16 protein-coding genes are annotated in these 17,791 nt (G+C 60.7%); 9 read left to right on the top strand and 7 right to left on the bottom strand.

Annotated features, from left to right (window positions below; translation table 11 throughout):
* The first annotated feature begins 443 nt into the window (after positions 1-443).
* The 4 genes from PSH91_RS11370 (at position 444) to PSH91_RS11355 (ending at position 5,189) form a co-directional block, all read left to right on the top strand.
* Positions 444-824 (top strand): response regulator transcription factor, encoded by a 381-nt coding sequence (locus PSH91_RS11370; RefSeq protein WP_305468220.1) that lies wholly within the window; start codon positions 444-446, stop codon positions 822-824.
* Positions 825-1,023: 199 nt separating this feature from the next.
* Entirely contained in the window at positions 1,024-2,589 is a 1,566-nt protein-coding gene (locus PSH91_RS11365; protein ID WP_173407057.1) for an efflux transporter outer membrane subunit, read from the top strand.
* On the top strand, positions 2,586-4,151 hold the full coding sequence (locus PSH91_RS11360) for an MFS transporter (RefSeq protein ID WP_188251643.1): 1,566 nt from the start codon (positions 2,586-2,588) through the stop codon (positions 4,149-4,151). The genes PSH91_RS11365 and PSH91_RS11360 overlap by 4 nt, the downstream gene beginning before the upstream one ends.
* A gap of 6 nt (positions 4,152-4,157) precedes the next feature.
* The gene (locus tag PSH91_RS11355) at positions 4,158-5,189 is read left to right on the top strand and encodes an HlyD family secretion protein (protein ID WP_107321661.1); all 1,032 of its coding nucleotides are present in this window, start codon (positions 4,158-4,160) and stop codon (positions 5,187-5,189) included.
* A 112-nt stretch (positions 5,190-5,301) separates the two neighbouring features.
* Here PSH91_RS11355 and PSH91_RS11350 read toward each other — a convergent pair whose 3' ends face one another.
* The 4 genes from PSH91_RS11350 to PSH91_RS11335 all read right to left on the bottom strand — a co-directional run bounded on the left by PSH91_RS11350 (position 5,302) and on the right by PSH91_RS11335 (position 9,150).
* Positions 5,302-6,228, bottom strand: coding sequence for a Gfo/Idh/MocA family protein (locus tag PSH91_RS11350; protein WP_188251644.1), 927 nt, complete (start codon positions 6,226-6,228; stop codon positions 5,302-5,304).
* Positions 6,229-6,346: 118 nt separating this feature from the next.
* Positions 6,347-7,141: a DeoR/GlpR family DNA-binding transcription regulator gene (locus PSH91_RS11345; RefSeq protein ID WP_305468218.1), complete on the bottom strand. Its 795-nt coding sequence runs from the start codon at positions 7,139-7,141 to the stop codon at positions 6,347-6,349.
* A 245-nt stretch (positions 7,142-7,386) separates the two neighbouring features.
* Positions 7,387-7,728, bottom strand: a complete 342-nt coding sequence (locus tag PSH91_RS11340; protein ID WP_288916101.1) for a hypothetical protein — start codon at positions 7,726-7,728, stop codon at positions 7,387-7,389.
* A gap of 237 nt (positions 7,729-7,965) precedes the next feature.
* A complete protein-coding gene (locus PSH91_RS11335; RefSeq protein WP_047228919.1) occupies positions 7,966-9,150 on the bottom strand; it encodes a XylR family transcriptional regulator in 1,185 nt (394 codons plus the stop codon).
* Between the two features lie 154 nt (positions 9,151-9,304).
* Here PSH91_RS11335 and xylA point away from each other — a divergent pair, with 154 nt between their 5' ends.
* The 5 genes from xylA to PSH91_RS11310 all read left to right on the top strand — a co-directional run bounded on the left by xylA (position 9,305) and on the right by PSH91_RS11310 (position 15,264).
* The gene (gene xylA, locus PSH91_RS11330; protein WP_281459316.1) at positions 9,305-10,621 is read left to right on the top strand and encodes a xylose isomerase; all 1,317 of its coding nucleotides are present in this window, start codon (positions 9,305-9,307) and stop codon (positions 10,619-10,621) included.
* 146 nt (positions 10,622-10,767) lie between these two features.
* Positions 10,768-11,769, top strand: a complete 1,002-nt coding sequence (gene xylF / locus PSH91_RS11325) for a D-xylose ABC transporter substrate-binding protein (RefSeq protein WP_281459317.1) — start codon at positions 10,768-10,770, stop codon at positions 11,767-11,769.
* A gap of 215 nt (positions 11,770-11,984) precedes the next feature.
* Positions 11,985-13,541 (top strand): D-xylose ABC transporter ATP-binding protein, encoded by a 1,557-nt coding sequence (gene xylG / locus PSH91_RS11320; RefSeq protein WP_047228916.1) that lies wholly within the window; start codon positions 11,985-11,987, stop codon positions 13,539-13,541.
* Positions 13,542-14,678, top strand: a complete 1,137-nt coding sequence (locus PSH91_RS11315) for a sugar ABC transporter permease (RefSeq protein ID WP_047228915.1) — start codon at positions 13,542-13,544, stop codon at positions 14,676-14,678.
* A gap of 265 nt (positions 14,679-14,943) precedes the next feature.
* Positions 14,944-15,264, top strand: a complete 321-nt coding sequence (locus tag PSH91_RS11310; protein WP_047230213.1) for an isochorismate lyase — start codon at positions 14,944-14,946, stop codon at positions 15,262-15,264.
* A gap of 23 nt (positions 15,265-15,287) precedes the next feature.
* On the opposite strand, the gene PSH91_RS11305 is transcribed toward PSH91_RS11310, so the two are convergent.
* The 3 genes from PSH91_RS11305 to PSH91_RS11295 all read right to left on the bottom strand — a co-directional run bounded on the left by PSH91_RS11305 (position 15,288) and on the right by PSH91_RS11295 (position 17,503).
* Positions 15,288-15,725, bottom strand: coding sequence for a DUF3995 domain-containing protein (locus tag PSH91_RS11305; RefSeq protein WP_047230212.1), 438 nt, complete (start codon positions 15,723-15,725; stop codon positions 15,288-15,290).
* 126 nt (positions 15,726-15,851) lie between these two features.
* A complete protein-coding gene (locus PSH91_RS11300; RefSeq protein WP_047230211.1) occupies positions 15,852-16,862 on the bottom strand; it encodes an ABC transporter substrate-binding protein in 1,011 nt (336 codons plus the stop codon).
* A gap of 191 nt (positions 16,863-17,053) precedes the next feature.
* Positions 17,054-17,503 carry a hypothetical protein gene (locus PSH91_RS11295; protein ID WP_047230210.1) on the bottom strand — a complete coding sequence of 150 codons (450 nt, stop codon included), beginning with the start codon at positions 17,501-17,503 and terminating at the stop codon, positions 17,054-17,056.
* Positions 17,504-17,791: the final 288 nt, after the last annotated feature.

Below are 17,791 nucleotides of genomic sequence, written 5' to 3'. Positions count from 1 at the left end.
CGTTGGGCTGTCGTCCTGTGTCATATCGCAAGTGCCGATGTCGTCGCGTGGGGCGGCTTCCGTGGCTTGGCTGGAGGACCGTTGATGAGGCTGTACCGGGATCCAGAACGGGTCGTGTTGTCAAAGCCTAGATTAGCGCCTCATCAAAGCCCTTCAAGTGATTTCATTGAGCGACAGCGGATTAATCGGCAATGCGCGCGCAGACCGGCGGTGGCGAATCTGCACCCGGCGATGGGCGCCAGTCTACGCAGGCAACCAGCCGAGGTCAGTTGTACCCGGGTACAGTGCAAGTATCCCCTGGGTTACGCGCCGCCGACCGTGAGTGAACGAATCAGGCCAACGTCGAGCCTTTAGTCTTAACACGCTATACGTAGGTATACTTTTACGCCCTTCGAGACCGCGTATCGTGTAATGACGACAGGCGCTGTCACGAGCGACCCACTATGCACGACACCCCAAAACGCAATACCGCGACGATAGCCGTCGTGGATGATGATGACGAATCCGTTCGGACAGCTCTGGAAGGCTTGTTGCGCTCCAGCGGCTATCAAGTCCAAACCTATCGCAACGCCCTGGCGTTCCTCGACGCCAACACCCTCGCAGAGACGCACTGCCTGATTTCCGATATCCAGATGCCGGGAATGAGCGGTGTGCAGTTGCACGAAAAACTGAACGCGATGGGTTTTCAGATCCCCACCATATTCATTACCGCTTACCCGCACCTGGGTGCCGACACACCGGGACTGGTTGCCTGCCTGCCCAAACCCTGTGAAGCCGGCCGATTGTTAGGCTGCATCGAAACTGCTGTGCTGCAACGGCACTGATCCCAGTAAGCCCCTCGCCCCTCCATACCTTCGTATATCTCCCCGCCACTGAGGTATGGCTTTGCTGAACCCATGTAGAAGTGCGCCTGCACGCCCGCGTCAATAACATGAATTCACAGCGAGCACGTCGCTGCCGAAGATTTATCGACGCCATGGCGCACGCTCGCCGGGCAACGCTGCAACCTTTCAGGAACAGGCAATGTCGGCTTTCAGAGAGTCACCCCCACGCATCCTGAAGTTCACGAGCGCAATCGCAACGCTTGGCGTGTTGTCCCTGGCCGGTTGTACGGCAGGCCCCGACTTCATGAAACCGGAAAGCGGGCTGAGGGCCGTAGAGCTGGCACCGCGGCCAGAACACGCGAATGTCGCCCCCATGTCCGACGCGGCAGTGCCCTCCCAATGGTGGTTGCTGTTCAACGACACGTTACTCGCCCAACTGCAATCGCGTGCCCAAGCGGGCAATCTTGATTTACAGATAGCCGGCGAACGCATTGAACAAAGCCGAGCGCAACTGGGCATCGCCTCTTCGCGCCTGCTACCCAGCGTGGATGCCAACGCCAGCTACGCCCGTGAGAGGCTCAGCGAACATGGCAAGTTCGCCGCGCTGGGTGCGCCTGTGGGCCCCGGCAATTTCTGGCAACTAGGCTTCGATGCCAGTTGGGAAATCGACCTTTGGGGCCGAGCGCAACGCGGGCGCGAGGGCGCTGCGGCGACCCTGCAAGCCACCATCCATGATCGCGAAGCCGCACGGGTAGCCTTGTCCGCCGAAGTGGCCAGAACTTATTTGCAATTGCGCGGAACCCAGGCGCAACTGGACATCGCCCAGCAAAACCTGACGATTGCCGAGCGCACGCTGGGGCTTGCCGAAAGCCGTGAGCGCAATGGTGTTGCCACGCGCTTCGAAACCTCGTCCGCTCGCGCGCAATTGGCGACAATCAAGGCCACGGTTCCCGAACTGACCCAACAACGCAATGCACAGATGAACGCACTGGCGTTGCTGCTGGGAGAGCAGCCCCGCGCACTGGATGTACAACTGCGTCAAGCCATGCCCTTGCCGTCGCTTCCAACCCACGTTCCGGTTGGCGTCTCTTCCGAATTGGCTCACCGACGCCCCGACATCCAGCGTGCCGAAGCGCAGCTGCATGCCGCTACCGCAGCCATCGGTGTCGCCAAGGCTGACTTTTACCCGCGTATCGGGCTCAAAGGTCGAATCGGCGTGGAAGCCTTCGAAAGCGGTGATCTCTCCAGTTGGGACTCCCGTGTTTTTTCCATCGGCCCGACGGTCTACTTGCCGATCTTCCAGGGCGGACGATTGACGCAACGCCTGGCCTTGAACGAATCACGGCAAAGAACGGCGGCGATCACCTATCGGCATACCGTATTGCGAGCCTGGCACGAGGTGGACAATGCCCTGGATGCCTGGGCTGCCCAACAGCGCCAGCACGAGGATTTGCTGGTTTCCTATGAACAGAACCGGCAGGCATTACGTGCCGCCGAACGAGGCTATGAACAAGGTGCAGCCGACTATCTGAGCGTGCTGACCGCGCAACTCAACCTGCTTGCCAGTCAGACCCGCCTCAATGCCAGCGCAACCGACGCCACGCTCACCGTGGTCAATCTCTACAAGTCGCTGGGGGGTGGTTGGGAGGCGGCGAGACTGCAGAGCACGCCGCAAGCGAGCATCGATGAGTCGCCCGCGTCTTCATCGGATGACCCGCTGGTCCGTGTCTCGCCTCGCTCATCTCGCTCAAGGGCCGCCCCATGAACAGCGCCACATTGTTGCCAGCAACCGTCACGGCCAGCATAGCCCCCCAGGCCACGCCTTCAAAACGTCCGCTGGTGGGTCTGCTGGGGATTTTCATCGCCGCGATGATGGCTGGGTTGAATATCCGGGTCGGCGCATTGGCGTTGGCTGACATCAGGGGGGCCATGGGCCTGGGCTTCGACGACGGCTCGTGGTTAACCACGGCGTACAGTGCCGGGGAGTTGATTGCCATGCCCTTTTCAGCCTGGTTCGCCATTACCCTTTCAGTACGACGCCTGGAACTGTGGATGCTCGGCATCTGTGCACTGCTGGCGGCAATCCTGCCCTTGATCCATAACCTGGACCTGCTGCTGGCCTTGCGTTTTGTGCAAGGCATTGCCAGCGGCACGACGATTCCGTTGCTGATGATGGCGGCCCTGAAATTCCTGCCACCGCCCATCCGCCTATATGGTTTGGCGCTGTATGCGATGACCGCGACCTTCGCGCCCAATCTGTCCATCTGGTTGACCGGACACTGGACCGATGGTCTGAATGATTGGCGGTGGGTGTATTGGCAAATCATTCCCCTGGCGCTCATCGCGGGATGCCTGATCGCCTGGGGCCTGCCGAAGGAATCCATCCAGCAGCACCGTTTTCCACAGGCCAACTGGTTCGGCATGGCTTGCGGTGTACCGGCGCTCGGCCTGATTGCCATCGCCCTGGATCAAGGTGTACGGCTGGACTGGTTTCATTCGCCGTTGATCATCTCATCGCTAGTGGCTGGCCTGGCCCTGTTGGCTATCTACCTGGTGAGCGAGTGGTATCACCCTTCACCGTTCATCAAGTTGCAAATCCTGGGACGCCGCAACCTGGGACTGGGCTGCACGCTGTTCGTTTCCCTGCTGGTAGTGTTGATGTCCAGTTCACTGTTACCGGCAAGCTATCTCACCCCGCTTCAGCAGTATCGACCGTTGCAGATGGCGTCCATCGGCCTGATCGTCGCGCTGCCACAACTGATCCTTGGGCCGTTGGTGGCGCTGCTGCTGTACCAGAAGTGGGTTGATGCCCGCGTGGTATTCGCGTTGGGGCTGCTGCTGATCGCGCTGGCGTGTCTGTGCGGCGCGCAGTTGACCAGCGAATGGAATCGCGACCAGTTCGTCCTGGCGCAAACACTGCAAGCCCTTGGGCAACCGATGGCGGTGGTGTCGATGCTGTTCCTGATCACCAGCGTGGTACAGCCCTCCGAAGGACCTTATGTGTCCGGCACCATCAATACGCTACGCGCCTTCGGCTCGCTGATCGGCGCGGCGGCGGTCACCCAACTGATCACCGTGCGCAGTCGTTTCCATGGGGAAATGTTGCTGGACCAAACCGCCCTGGTCAGCAACATCTCTGCGGTTGCGCCTGAGCCGGCACAGCTGATGGGCATCATCAGCCAGCAGGCGCTGGTGCTGTCGATCGCCGACGCCTATCGCGTACTGGGTTTGCTCGCGCTGTTGCTGATTCCTCTCGTGCTGCGGCTGACCTGCATCCCCCCGCCTGTCACGCAAGTAGCCCCGTCACCTTCCTCCTCACACGGGTAACCCACCATGGCCTTACCAAAGAAAGCCCAGATCATCAGTGCCGTGTTGCTCGTCGGGGCAATCGGCGGCGTGCTGTATTTCAATCGTCCCGAATCCAGTGCATCGATCCAGTCCACGGACGATGCGTACGTCCACGCGGACTTCACCACGGTCGCGCCGCAGGTATCGGGCACGGTTGAGACGGTGCTGGTCGAAGACAATCAGCCGGTCAACAAAGGCGACCTGCTGGCAACCCTCGATGACCGTGATTTCGTTGCCGCCGTGAACGCCGCCAAAGCCCAGCTCGCCAGCGCCCGTGCCGGAGTCGCCAGCTTGCAAGCACACCTGATCCAACAGGACACCGTCATACGCCAGGCACAGGCAGCGGTCGCCGCGGACGAGGCTGCGCTCAAGTTGGCCAAGGTCAATCATGCCCGTTATCGCAACCTGGCCACCGACGGCTCGGGAACCGTGCAAGCGCAGCAACAGGCCGAAGCGCAATTGAGCGTGCAACTGGCCAGTCGGGATAAAAGCCAGGCGGGTCTTCAGGCGGCTCGCCAGCAGGTAGACGTTCTCAAGGCCGACCTGGAAAAAGCCAAGGCAACCCTCGCCCACGCGCAGGCTGCGCTGGACCTCGCGAGACTGAAGCTGTCCTATACCCGAATCACCGCACCGATCAGCGGCACGATCGGGCAAAAATCGGTGCGCATCGGGGCTTTCGTCAACGCGGGAAAACCTTTGCTGGCAATCGTTCCGCTGGAGGCCGTGTACATCAGCGCGAACTTTCGCGAGACACAACTGGCCCGCGTCAAGACAGGTCAAACCGTGGAAATCGAGGTGGATGCGTTACCGGGCGAGGCGCTGCAAGGCACCGTACAAAGCCTGGGACCGGCCAGCGGCGTCAGCTACTCGACCGTGGCACCGCACAATGCCACGGGCAACTTCACCAAGATCGTCCAACGCTTGCCGGTGCGCATCCGCATCGATCCCGACCAGAGCGCTGCGGCAAAACTGCGGGTAGGCATGTCGGTCACACCGAGTATTCGTATCGGTGAATGATAGCTGGGACTGCCGGGTGCGAAGCGGCCGGAATTTTGCTCGGATGACTTGCGGCAGAGGGATCTGATCCGGATGGGGTATGCACGGCCAGAATCGCCTCCCCCCTCAGTGGCTAGTCGTAAAACGGCTCGACCAAGGTCCGACTGCCAAGAAAAAAGCTGTCCGCCACCAGACGCAACGGCTGCAGGTCCAGGTCGCTGGCCTGGTCAGCAATCAACTGCTGGAAATGCCGATACACCGCCGCGTATTCACCTTCCTGGGAAACGGTCTGGCGAACGCCGTCGATGCTCAGCACTGCCCCACCGTTGTCCAGGCGCAGGAGGCCTTCGGTGCAGCGAATCTCGATGCTCCAGAGTTCGTCGTGACCGTGGTCGAAATCGAACTCCGCACGGACATCCAGGTGTTGCGCGTCGGACATCTTGATGCTGGCGGCAATCGGCGATTGGCAGTTACTCGGCACGCGCAGTTCGGCGGACTCAACGAACAGCGGCAGCGCCAGCAGATGGGTCACGATTGAAAACGCGTTGATGCCGGGATCGAATACACCCAGGCCTCCAGGCTGCCAGATCCAGGCCTGGCCGGGGTGCCACTTGCGTACGTCTTCCTTCCAGTCGATCTTGACGCTTTGCAGGGTGCGGCTGGCGAGCCAGTCACGGGCCGCCTCGATGCCGGGCGCGTAGCGTGAATGCCAGGCGAACAGACCACTGACACCTTGCTCGCGTACCTGATCCACCAACGCCATCGCTTCACCCAGCGTGGCGCAGGGCGGCTTTTCTACCAGCACGTGTTTGCCCGCGGCCAGCGCTTGTTGCACCAATGCGAATCGCCCTTGCGGCGGTGTGCAAAACGCAATCGCATCGACCTGCGGGCCGTTTTCAAGCAGCTCGCCCAGGGACCGGAAATTCTCCACACCGGCGCAGGACTGCCCTTGGGTGGCGACAGACACCAACTGGAACGCAGGGTTGGCGAGGATAGCGGGAACGTGTTGATCCTGGGCAATCTTGCCGTAGCCCACCAGACCGAGACGAATCGGTTGCATCGATGACTCCTGATTATTTTTGTACTTTTGATGGGCCAGCAAACTAGCGGTAAATCGCGTGGCCGACAATGGCTCGCCACACATGCGCTTGATTGTCGTGGGCGCTACAGCACACGCTTCACGCCTGCCGCGGTTCGCAGGGCGCGCTCATGACGTTGGCAATCCTGCCCAAGAACGGCTCCAGGCGTTCACCCGGCGCGTCGTGCTCCACCACCAGGGCGGTAACTTCTTCACACGACGCCACCTGATAGTGGGCAATGCTGGAGAGTTTTTCATTGGTCACGGCCACCACCACCTGACCGCTCGCCGCGACGACCGCGCGCTTGAACTCCGCGTCATCCAGGCCGAACGCCGTGACGCCATTGTCCGGGTCGATGGCGCAAGCGCCGAGAAAACACAGGTCAACATTGAACTGCCGCAGTTGCTGCACAGCCGCCAGCCCGATCACCCCACCCGACACCGAGTTCACGCGCCCGCCCAACAGGATCACCTCAGCGCAGGGCAGCTTCATCAGTTGCACGGCAATCAACGGCGAATTGGTGCTCAGCGTCAACTGAAGGCGTGGATCGATGGCGCCGGCAATCGCCAGGTTGGTCGAGCCGGCATCGATGAACACATGCTGGCCCGCCCTCAGCAACGAGGCCGCCGCCAGGCCGAGACTGTCCTTGCGCTCGACGTTCTGCCGTACTCGAACGGCCATCGGCCGTTCCACGGCCGGCAACAGGATCGCGCCGCCATAGACGCGCTTGCATAACCCCGCAGCCGCCAATACGCCAAGATCGCGCCGTATCGAGTGCTCGGAGACATTGAATTCGCTGGCCAGATCGGCCGCAATCACCCGACCATACAGGGCCAGACGCTCGCTGATCCGTTGCTGGCGTTCACCGGGGAACACTTCGTGAGTTGAAGTCATGGCATCTATAACCTTCATAAACGAGCACTAATTATCACTAACGAGCAAATATGCCGATTGCAGAGCCTCTCGTCAAACCTCAACGCCGGGGCCAGCCACCGCTCGTTGGCAGCGGACTCAAGTGAATCTGCCCCCCTCTTCCCCACAGGCAAAAAAAACCCCGCCACCGAATGCGGTGCGGGGTAAAAAAATGGTTGGTTGCGGCCAACCAAAGGAGCACGGTGAAAAACCTGTACGGGCCGGCCTCAGATGCAGTCCTGTGCGGCGCGTTCAAAACTCGAAGGTAGGAAGCTGGAAGCCAACAGATGCCGCTCGTAGATGAATACCTTGCCACCGTTCCCGGCCTTGTAGGCTTCCAGCACGTTGTCCGCCGACACTTTGCTTGGCACCACGATCCGGTAGCCGCGTTGGGACTGGGAGACGGTCGGGCTCATCGCGTGGTCCTGCAATTTCGGCACGACACAGTCGGCGTACTGGGCCGGCGTCTTGCTGGTCTGCAAGGTCAGGGTCGGGTCGTTCGGCGCGCTGGCACAACCGGCGAGCAACAAGGAGGTAAACGCCATGGAAGACGCAAATAAAAGGCGCATTGGTCTGGTCCTGAAAATAAAAGGTTGGTTCATCAGGCAACGGAACTGCGTTACGGGTTGCCGCCACTGCCAGGTGCATCTGGTGTGTGGGTCAGATGAGTGAAACCTCATCGCCCCAACTGCTTGAGTTACCTGTTCGATGGGGGGGATTTTCCAGGCATTGCCGACAAAACAGAACTTGTGTTTCGTAATGATCACTATTGCTTCCAGCAATAGTTGCGGGCGGTGAAGACCGGTTCAGTGGCCTGTGCCGCCCCCCTGCTGATATTCGCGGGGCGTACAGCCAAACTCTCGACGAAACACCGTGTGCAGGTACTGCGCCGATTTGAAGCCGCAGTTCTGGGCGATGTCGGCAATCGCCGAGTCGGTGTTTTCCAAGCCCTGGGCGGCCGCTGCCAGTTTGAAGCGCAGGATCTCGTCGTGCACGCTGCAGCCCCGCGCCTTGCGAAAGTGCGCTTCCAGGGAGGAGCGCGACACGCCCACATAGGCCGCCACCTGAGCGGTCTTGATGCCCTGGCAGGCATATTGGCGAATGAACAGCAGCGCTTGCATGACGTAAGGGTTGCCTAACGGTTGGTGCAGACTCGAGGCCTGGACGTTGATCGCATCCGGAGGTATCAGCACCTGCGTGCCCGTGGACGGCATGCCGTGCAGCATCTGATGGAGCAGGCGCGCGGCGGTCCGGCCCATGGTTTCGGTGCCCTGGATCACCGAACTCAGCGGCACCCGCGTCAGGGTGCGGGTCAGGGGGTCGTTGTCGATGCCGATCAGTGCCACCTGCTCCGGCACGGCGATTCCGGCGGTCAGGCAGGCCTGCAGCAGTTGCCGGGCACGGGCGTCACTGACGGCGATGATACCGATGGGTTTGGGCAGGCTTTGCAGCCAGGCGATCTGTTGTTCGACGGCGCTGTCCCAGAGCGGCGCGCTGGTGCCCATGCCGCGATAGACCTCGGCGTGCAGACCATCGCGTTGCAGCAGCCGGCGAAAGGCGTTTTCCCGTTCCTGGGCCCAGCGATTGGCTTGTGCTTGCGGCAGGCTGAAGCAGGCAAAGCGCGTCAACCCGGCCTCGATCAGGTGCTCGTACGCCAGCTTCATCAAGGCCTCATTGTCGGTGGCGACATAGGGAATGCCCTTCGGATAAGCGCGCTCATCCTGGTAAGAGCCGCCCACCGCCACCACCGGCAAGCCGATCCCGGTCAGCGCTTCGCCGATCAGCGGGTCATCGAAGTCGGCAATGATCCCGTCGCCCTGCCAGCGTTCGATGCCTTTCAACCGGCAGAGAAAATCTTCCTCAAGGAACAGGTCCCAGGACGCGCGGGTGCTGCTCAGGTAGTTGCCGATGCCGCTGATGATGCCTCGGTCGTAGATCTTGCTGCCGTTGAACAACAACGCAATGCGGTGAACGGGCGGGACGGTTTTCATGGTTTTTACCCTGGGCCGATGACCACAGACTAGGCGCGTGACCGTCGGATCTCAATACTCAAAATCGCACTGTGCCTTGGTGATTTTCATAATCAGCGGCCACCGGGCCGGCGTTAGTATCGATACACCGCCAAGAACAATAAGGAAATCGCCCATGTCGTACTTTCCCGCCATCGACAAGGTTCGCTACGAAGGCCCCGCCAGCGACTCGCCTCTTGCTTTTCGCCACTACGACGCCGACAAACTCGTGCTCGGCAAGCCCATGCGCGAGCACCTGCGCATGGCGGTGTGCTACTGGCATACCTTTGTCTGGCCGGGATCCGATGTGTTCGGCGCCGGCACCTTCCAACGCCCGTGGCAGCATGCCGGCGACCCGATGGAACTGGCCATCGGCAAGGCCGAAGCGGCCTTCGAGTTCTTCTCCAAACTGGGCATCGACTACTACTGCTTTCATGACACCGATGTCGCCCCGGAAGGCCACTCGCTGAAGGAGTATCGCAACCACTTCGCGCAGATGATCGACCACCTGGAGCGTCACCAGGAACAAACCGGGATCAAGCTGCTGTGGGGCACCGCCAACTGCTTCAGCAACCCGCGCTTTGCCGCAGGCGCCGCCAGCAATCCGGACCCGCAAGTGTTCGCCTGCGCCGCCGCCCAAGTGTTCAGCGCGATGAACGCCACCCTGCGTCTCAAGGGGGCCAACTACGTGTTGTGGGGCGGTCGTGAAGGTTACGAGACCCTGCTCAATACCGATCTGAAACGTGAGCGCGAGCAACTGGGCCGCTTCATGGGCATGGTGGTCGAGCACAAGCACAAGATCGGTTTCAAGGGCGATCTGCTGATCGAACCCAAGCCGCAGGAACCGACCAAGCACCAATACGATTACGACAGCGCCACGGTGTTCGGCTTCCTGCAACAGTTCGGCCTGGAAAAGGAGATCAAGGTCAACATCGAGGCCAACCACGCGACCCTGGCCGGGCACAGTTTCCATCATGAGATCGCCACAGCCGTCTCCCTGGGGATCTTCGGCAGCATCGACGCCAACCGTGGCGATCCGCAGAACGGCTGGGACACTGACCAGTTCCCCAACAGCGTCGAAGAGATGACCCTGGCCACCTATGAAATCCTCAAGGCCGGCGGGTTCAGCAATGGCGGCTTCAACTTCGACTCAAAGGTCCGTCGTCAGAGCCTGGACGAGATTGACCTGTTCCACGGCCACGTCGCGGCCATGGACGTCCTCGCCCTGGCCCTGGAACGTGCAGCGGCGATGGTGCAGAACGACCGCCTCCAGCAGTTCAAGGACCAACGCTACGCCGGCTGGCAGCAACCGTTCGGTCAGGCGGTGCTGGCGGGTGAGTTCAGCCTCGCTTCACTGGCCGAACACGCCTTCGACAACGAGCTCAATCCGCAGGCTGTGAGTGGTCGGCAAGAGATGCTCGAAAACGTGGTCAACCGGTTCATCTACCCCTGACACCAGGCCCCGTTCGCTGCGCAGAGGTTGTTACATTCTCGCGACAAATCTCTGCTCGCGGCACGCCGGGAGTCTCTACAGTTCTACCCGCATCACGTTCATCGTCAGGCAGTGTCTTTCGAACAACAATAAAAGGACGCACCACCATGAAAAAACTGAAACTCACGCTGCTCGCCGGCGCCCTCGCCCTGCTCTCGCTTCCGGTCATGGCCGACGCTACTAACCCGAAAATCGGTTTCTCCATCGATGATCTGCGCCTGGAACGCTGGTCGCGGGACCGTGACTATTTCGTCGCGGCGGCGGAAAAAATGGACGCCAAAGTCTTCGTCCAGTCGGCCGATGCCAACGAGCAGAAACAGATTTCCCAGATCGAAAACCTCATCTCCCGTGGCGTCGATGTGATCGTCATCGTGCCGTTCAACGCCACCGTGTTGACCAATGCCGTGGCCGAAGCAAAGAAAGCCGGGATCAAGGTGGTGTCCTATGACCGCCTGATCCTCAATGCCGACATCGACGCCTACATTTCCTTCGATAACGAAAAAGTCGGCGAGATGCAGGCCAGCGGCGTGTTGAAAGCCGCGCCCAAGGGCAACTACTTCTTGCTCGGCGGCGCGCCCACGGACAACAACGCCAAGGTCCTGCGCGAAGGCCAGATGAAAGTGCTGCAACCGGCCATCGACAAGGGCGATATCAAGATTGTCGGGCAACAGTGGGTCAAGGAATGGAACCCCACCGAAGCCTTGAGCATCGTTGAAAACGCCCTGACCCGTAACGACAACAAGATCGATGGCATCGTCGCCTCCAACGACGCCACCGCAGGCGGTGCCATCCAGGCACTGGCCGCGCAGAAAATGGCCGGCAAGGTGCCGATCTCGGGCCAGGACGCCGACCTGGCAGCGGTCAAGCGAGTGATCGACGGCACCCAAACCATGACCGTCTACAAGCCGCTGAAACTGATCGCCACCGAAGCGGCCAAGCTCTCGGTGCAACTGGCGCGTAACGAGAAACCCACCTACACCTCGCAATACGACAATGGCAGCAAGAAAGTCGACACCATCCTGCTCACCCCGACCCCGTTGACCAAGGACAACATCGACCTGCTGGAAAAAGATGGGTTCTATACCAAGGCGCAGTTAGCCGGGCAGTGATCCCGGGACAACCCTGGGTTGAATGAGACCTGTGGGAGCGAGCCTGCTCGCGATAGCGGTGGTTCAGCTTGCATCGATGTTGTATGTGCTGCCGCCATCGCGAGCAGGCTCGCTCCCACAGGGGCTTTGCTTGGCTAGCTGCATCTGAGATGCCTGGCCCCAGGGCTGTCACCACCTCTGCCTATGTGTGAGCCCTTTTCATATGAGCCCTCGCCATGTCCGACTACCTGCTGCAAATGAACGGCATCGTCAAAAGCTTCGGCGGTGTCAAAGCCCTCAATGGCATCGACATCAAGGTCAGGCCAGGTGAATGCGTCGGCCTGTGCGGTGAGAACGGCGCCGGTAAATCCACGCTGATGAAAGTCCTGTCGGCGGTCTACCCGTACGGCACCTGGGACGGTGAAATTGTCTGGGACGGACAGCCGCTCAAGGCGCAGTCCATCAGCGAAACCGAAGCCGCCGGGATCGTCATCATTCATCAGGAACTGACCCTGGTCCCCGACCTGTCGGTGGCCGAAAACATCTTCATGGGCCATGAGCTGACGCTGCCCGGCGGACGCATGAACTACCCGGCAATGATCCACCGTGCCGAAGCCCTGATGCGTGAACTCAAGGTGCCGGACATGAACGTCTCGCTGCCGGTTTCACAATACGGCGGGGGTTACCAGCAGTTGGTGGAAATCGCCAAGGCGCTGAACAAACAGGCGCGCCTGCTGATTCTCGATGAACCCTCCTCGGCCCTGACCCGCTCGGAAATCGAGGTGCTGCTGGACATCATCCGCGACCTCAAGGCCAAGGGCGTCGCCTGCGTGTACATCTCCCACAAGCTCGATGAAGTGGCCGCCGTGTGCGACACCATTTCGGTGATCCGCGACGGCAAACACATCGCCACCACCGCCATGACCGACATGGACATCCCGAAGATCATCACCCAGATGGTCGGACGAGAAATGAGCAACCTCTACCCCACCGAACCCCATGACATCGGCGAGGTGATTTTCGAGGCGCGCCATATCACCTGCTACGACGTCGACAACCCCAAACGCAAACGGGTCGACGACATTTCGTTCGTCCTCAAGCGCGGGGAAATACTCGGCATCGCCGGGCTGGTCGGCGCCGGCCGCACGGAACTGGTGTCGGCACTGTTCGGCGCCTACCCCGGCCGCCATGAAGGCGAAGTCTGGCTCGACGGCCAACCGATCGACACGCGCACGCCCCTCAAGTCAATCCGCGCAGGCCTGTGCATGGTGCCTGAAGACCGCAAGCGCCAAGGCATCATTCCCGACCTGGGGGTGGGCCAGAACATCACCCTGGCGGTGCTGGACAACTACTCGAAAATGACCCGTATCGACACCGAAGCGGAGTTGGGCAGCATCGACCGGGAAATCTCGCGCATGCACCTTAAGACCGCGAGCCCGTTCCTGCCAATCACCAGCCTCTCCGGCGGCAACCAGCAAAAAGCCGTGCTGGCCAAAATGCTGCTGACCCAACCGCGCGTGCTGATTCTCGATGAGCCGACCCGGGGCGTGGATGTCGGCGCCAAGTACGAGATCTACAAGCTGATGGGCGCGCTGGCCGCCGAAGGCGTGTCGATCATCATGGTGTCCTCGGAACTGGCCGAAGTGCTGGGGGTGTCCGACCGCGTGCTGGTGATCGGCGAAGGCCAATTGCGCGGTGACTTCATCAACCACGAACTCACACAGGAACAGGTGCTCGCCGCCGCCCTCAGCCACCCCGAAGACCATAACAATAATGATCGGAAGTCCGCGTAGATGAATCAGGTCAAGCAACTCTTCAGCCGCTACAAAATGCTCGCGCTGGTGATCGCCGTGGCGGTGATCTGGCTGTTTTTCAGTTGGCAGACCGAGGGCGGGTTCCTGACCCCGCGCAACCTCTCCAACCTGCTGCGGCAGATGTCCATCACCGGGATTCTGGCCTGCGGCATGGTGCTGGTGATCATCAGCGGTGAGATCGATCTGTCGGTGGGTTCACTGCTTGGATTGCTCGGTGGCCTGGCGGCGATTCTCGACGTGATCTATCACATCCCGCTGCTGGCGAACCTGAGCCTGGTCGCCTTGTGCGGCCTGGTGATTGGCCTGGGTAACGGCTACATGACCGCCTACCTGCGCATCCCGTCGTTCATTGTCGGCCTGGGCGGCATGCTCGCCTTTCGCGGCATTCTGCTGGGGATTACCGACGGCACCACCATCGCCCCGGTGTCACCGGAGCTGGTCTACATCGGCCAGGGTTATTTGCCGCACTCCGTCGGCACGGGCCTGGGCGTGCTGCTGTTTGCCTTGACCCTGTTCCTGACCTGGAAACAGCGGCGCAATCGCGCCCTGCATGGCCTGGCGGCCCACTCTCTGGTGCGTGACGTATTGCGCGTGGTGCTGATCGGCGCAGTGCTGGCCGGGTTCGTCTATACCCTCAACAGCTACGACGGTATTCCGGTTCCCGTGCTGCTTCTGCTGATGCTGCTCGGCGTGTTCAGCTACGTCACCAGCCAGACCGTGTTCGGGCGACGGGTCTACTCGGTGGGCAGCAACATGGAAGCCACGCGCCTGTCCGGCATCAACGTGCAGGCGGTGAAGCTGTGGATCTTCGGCATCATGGGCGTGATGTGCGCCCTGGCGGGCGTGGTCAACACCGCTCGCCTGGCCGCGGGCTCACCCTCGGCCGGCAGCATGGGTGAACTCGACGCCATTGCCGCCTGCTTCATCGGCGGCACCTCCATGCGCGGCGGCTCCGGCACCGTCTACGGCGCCCTGCTCGGCGCGCTGGTGATCACCAGCCTGGACAACGGCATGTCCATGCTCGACGTCGACAGTTACTGGCAGATGATCGTCAAGGGCAGCATTCTGGTGCTGGCGGTGTGGGTGGATGTGAGTACACGCACGGGGCGGCGCTAGTGGTTAGGCGCTCACCTATGGTGGGAGCAAGGCTTGCCCGCGATGAAGATGACGCGGTCTTCCGGGGGACCGAGGTGCCTGCATCGCGAGCAAGCTTTGCTCCCACAGAAAGCCGTGCACTCACAGCGGTGCGGCAAGAGGTGATCCGAAAATCTCGTAGGAATTTACCTCTGTGGCGACGGGGCCTTGCTTGCGCAAGGTGTTTCCTGTCTTATCGAAGATCGGCTCGGATTGGGCCGTTCCTACTTCAACAAGGAGTGACTGCATGGAAGTCCACACTCAGCTACAACCCTGCGATTGCGCGAATATGGAAGACATCCGCCGCGAGATCGATGCCCTTGACCAGGCCGTTATCAAACTGCTGGGCAAACGCTTTCAGTACGTACTGGCAGCGTCGAAGTTCAAGACCTCAGCCACGGCGGTGCGTGCGCCGGAGCGCTTCCAGGCCATGCTGGCGACCCGGCGTCAATGGGCCGAGGCCGAGGGCCTTAGCCCGGATGCGATCGAGAAAATGTACAGTGACCTGGTGAATCACTTCATCGCCCAGGAGATGGAACACTGGACGGCTCTTCGATCCGGGACCTGATCGACACGACAAGCGCCCTGCGCTCAGGCCCAGGCAACCGTCAACAGGCCGGCGCCAAGCACGACACATAACGGTGAATAGACCCAGGTGTCGAGCTTGGCGAACGTCGAGCCCTTGACCTCCTTGAAGAAACCCACCAGGTTCGATTCGCCAATGGCGCGGGCGAACATCAGCAAGGCGATCGCGCTGATCAGCCATTGCAACGCTCGATGGGTGACGGGCGGTGCCAGCAAGCCGACCCGCAGGCACACCAGAACTGCAATCAGCAGCAACGCGAGGGCCACCAGCAGCGTCAGCCATCCCGATGGGTTGAACGCCGGACGCAGCGACTCTCCTTGCCTCACCGGAACCTGAGGCACGACCGCCAGGGCCGCCCATCGCCCGCCCAGGGCCCAATACAAATGAATCAAGCTGATGGTCGCAAATACTGCGACCAGCGACCGAGCCACTAAAAGCGTCATTCGCCAGCCTCCTTGAAAGGTTGAACAATCATCCTAGCTCGAATTCGGCATTTCGCCGCACGGGCGCAGACTGCCGGTTTTCGGCGAATGACGCATTGCTCAAGATCAAGAGTTCAACCTGGCGCGCTACAGACCGGCGGCGACTTTGTCGGCAACCTCCTTGGGCACCCAGGCCTGCCAGACCTGTGGATGGGCCTTGAGGAACGCCTCGGCGGCTTCACGCGGCGGTGTGTGCTTTTCGCTCATGTCGGCCAGGGCCTTGTTCAACGGCTCGATCGGCAGATCAACTTTACTGAAGAACTCGGCAATGTCCGGGTGTTGCTTCTGAAACGGCGCGGATACGCCAATCGACAGCTTCGAGGCCAGGGAGCGGGTTGGCTTGGGGTTGGGGTTGTCGGCATCGGTCAGGGTTTTCCAGGCCTCGGCATCGAACGCAGGCTCTTGCAACTGCACCAACTTGAAACGTCCCAGCAGCGGTGTAGGCGACCAGTAGTAAAACAGGATCGGCTTGCCCCGGCGGATCGACGAGCTGATCTCCGCATCCAGCGCCGCCCCCGAACCACTTCGGAAATTCACATAGCTGTCGGACAACCCATAGGCCTTGAGCTTCTGCTTGTTGACCACTTCGGAGGTCCAGCCGATGGGGCTGTTGAGGAAGCGACCCTTGCTGGGGCTTTCCGGGTCTTTGAAGACATGCTTGTAGCGCGCCAGGTCTTCGACGCTGCGCAAATCCGGCGCCAGAGGCTTGATGCCCCGGGCCGGGTCGCCCTTGATCACATACTCCGGGACCCACCAGCCTTCGGTCGCACCCTTGACGGTATCGCCCAAGGCGATCACCTTGCCTTCGGCCTCGGCCTTGACCCACACCGGGCTGCGACCGGCCCATTCTTCCCCGATCACCTGGATGTCGTTGTTGGCCAGCGCCGTTTCCAGCGTAATGGTGGTGCCCGGCAATGTGTCGGTCGGCAGCCCATAACCCTTTTCGACGATGACCCGCAGGATATCGGTGATCAGACTGCCGCTTTCCCAATTCAGGTCGGCAAAATGGATCGGCGCCTGCGCGGCCGATGCCGGGAGTGACGAAACCAACACCGCACAGGTGGCCCAGGCAGCCAACCACTGTCGAACTCGTTTCATGCGTTGCACCTCGTACCAGACACAGCGATAGCTCAACGGTCCTGCGTAACCGGACGCAAGCCTCTGAATAATTCAGTCAACTGACTGTAGCCGAGGTTCCACGCAGACCTTGCGAAAACCGTTGGCAGGGCGCAAAACCCGAACGCTGTGTCAGCCCGCCTATCACATCCATCAGGCTGACGTGGTGCACATCACTCGCTGGCCTTGAAGGTGACGAGTTCACCTTTGCGCCACTTGGCGGCTTTGGCGGTCACGGCCTTGAGGGTCTTGGTCAGGCCCTCGTGCAACTGCTCGTTGGCGGCGAAAACAGTCAGCACGCTGTGCCCTTCCTTGAACAGGATCGCGTGGCCACCGGGGGTGGCCACGAAAGCGTAATCCCCAAGGCCATAGACCGTCAGCTTGATATCGCGAAAGCGGATTTCAAACTTGCCACCTTCACGGCTGGGCAATACCGCTGCACGAAAATGATCACCGACTTTGAGTTCAAGCCTGGGCTTGTCATCGACCACCAGGGCCGATTCAGTATCGATTTCGGCAACATAAATACCTTCGGCGGTTTGCTCGGTGATGTAGACGAAGCGCGACTGGAACTGCTTGACCAGCTTTGCCCGCAGATCACCAAGTACGAATAACGCATGCATGTCGAGATTACTTACTGCCAAGGAAACATCCCCATCTTTGTAAACGGCCCGCCCTCTGAAAAGGACGGACCACGAGAACCCGTGCCGACTGTGTGTGTCGCAGTGGACCTGTAACTGAAAATTCGAAGTGAACGGCGTGCCCTGCCCCGGGGCGAGAGAAGACTAAAGGATTGCCACTCTCGCCGTCTTTCCCGCGGGGTCGTCAGAGGCTGAAGGAAAACGCCACTCTGAGCATCGGAAAAGGTGGGACTACTAACTTTAGGGAAATTTCTCACTTAGAAAAGCATT

This window comes from Pseudomonas sp. FP1154, from assembly GCF_030687245.1.
GTDB classification, from domain to species: domain Bacteria; phylum Pseudomonadota; class Gammaproteobacteria; order Pseudomonadales; family Pseudomonadaceae; genus Aquipseudomonas; species Aquipseudomonas rhizophila.
Note: the sequence above shows the minus strand (reverse complement) of the source record. Positions and strands in the feature narration are given on the sequence as shown.

What these genes read in the sequence shown, in the direction of transcription:
- PSH91_RS11315 (WP_047228915.1), top strand. Translation starts at nt 13,542, where the DNA reads ATGAATCAGGTCAAGCAACTCTTCAGCCGCTACAAAATGCTCGCGCTG.
- PSH91_RS11295 (WP_047230210.1), bottom strand. Translation starts at nt 17,503, where the DNA reads ATGCATGCGTTATTCGTACTTGGTGATCTGCGGGCAAAGCTGGTCAAG.
- PSH91_RS11370 (WP_305468220.1), top strand. Translation starts at nt 444, where the DNA reads ATGCACGACACCCCAAAACGCAATACCGCGACGATAGCCGTCGTGGAT.
- xylA (WP_281459316.1), top strand. Translation starts at nt 9,305, where the DNA reads ATGTCGTACTTTCCCGCCATCGACAAGGTTCGCTACGAAGGCCCCGCC.
- PSH91_RS11310 (WP_047230213.1), top strand. Translation starts at nt 14,944, where the DNA reads ATGGAAGTCCACACTCAGCTACAACCCTGCGATTGCGCGAATATGGAA.
- xylF (WP_281459317.1), top strand. Translation starts at nt 10,768, where the DNA reads ATGAAAAAACTGAAACTCACGCTGCTCGCCGGCGCCCTCGCCCTGCTC.
- PSH91_RS11350 (WP_188251644.1), bottom strand. Translation starts at nt 6,228, where the DNA reads ATGCAACCGATTCGTCTCGGTCTGGTGGGCTACGGCAAGATTGCCCAG.
- PSH91_RS11365 (WP_173407057.1), top strand. Translation starts at nt 1,024, where the DNA reads ATGTCGGCTTTCAGAGAGTCACCCCCACGCATCCTGAAGTTCACGAGC.
- PSH91_RS11335 (WP_047228919.1), bottom strand. Translation starts at nt 9,150, where the DNA reads ATGAAAACCGTCCCGCCCGTTCACCGCATTGCGTTGTTGTTCAACGGC.
- PSH91_RS11340 (WP_288916101.1), bottom strand. Translation starts at nt 7,728, where the DNA reads ATGCGCCTTTTATTTGCGTCTTCCATGGCGTTTACCTCCTTGTTGCTC.
- PSH91_RS11360 (WP_188251643.1), top strand. Translation starts at nt 2,586, where the DNA reads ATGAACAGCGCCACATTGTTGCCAGCAACCGTCACGGCCAGCATAGCC.
- xylG (WP_047228916.1), top strand. Translation starts at nt 11,985, where the DNA reads ATGTCCGACTACCTGCTGCAAATGAACGGCATCGTCAAAAGCTTCGGC.
- PSH91_RS11345 (WP_305468218.1), bottom strand. Translation starts at nt 7,141, where the DNA reads ATGACTTCAACTCACGAAGTGTTCCCCGGTGAACGCCAGCAACGGATC.
- PSH91_RS11355 (WP_107321661.1), top strand. Translation starts at nt 4,158, where the DNA reads ATGGCCTTACCAAAGAAAGCCCAGATCATCAGTGCCGTGTTGCTCGTC.
- PSH91_RS11305 (WP_047230212.1), bottom strand. Translation starts at nt 15,725, where the DNA reads ATGACGCTTTTAGTGGCTCGGTCGCTGGTCGCAGTATTTGCGACCATC.
- PSH91_RS11300 (WP_047230211.1), bottom strand. Translation starts at nt 16,862, where the DNA reads ATGAAACGAGTTCGACAGTGGTTGGCTGCCTGGGCCACCTGTGCGGTG.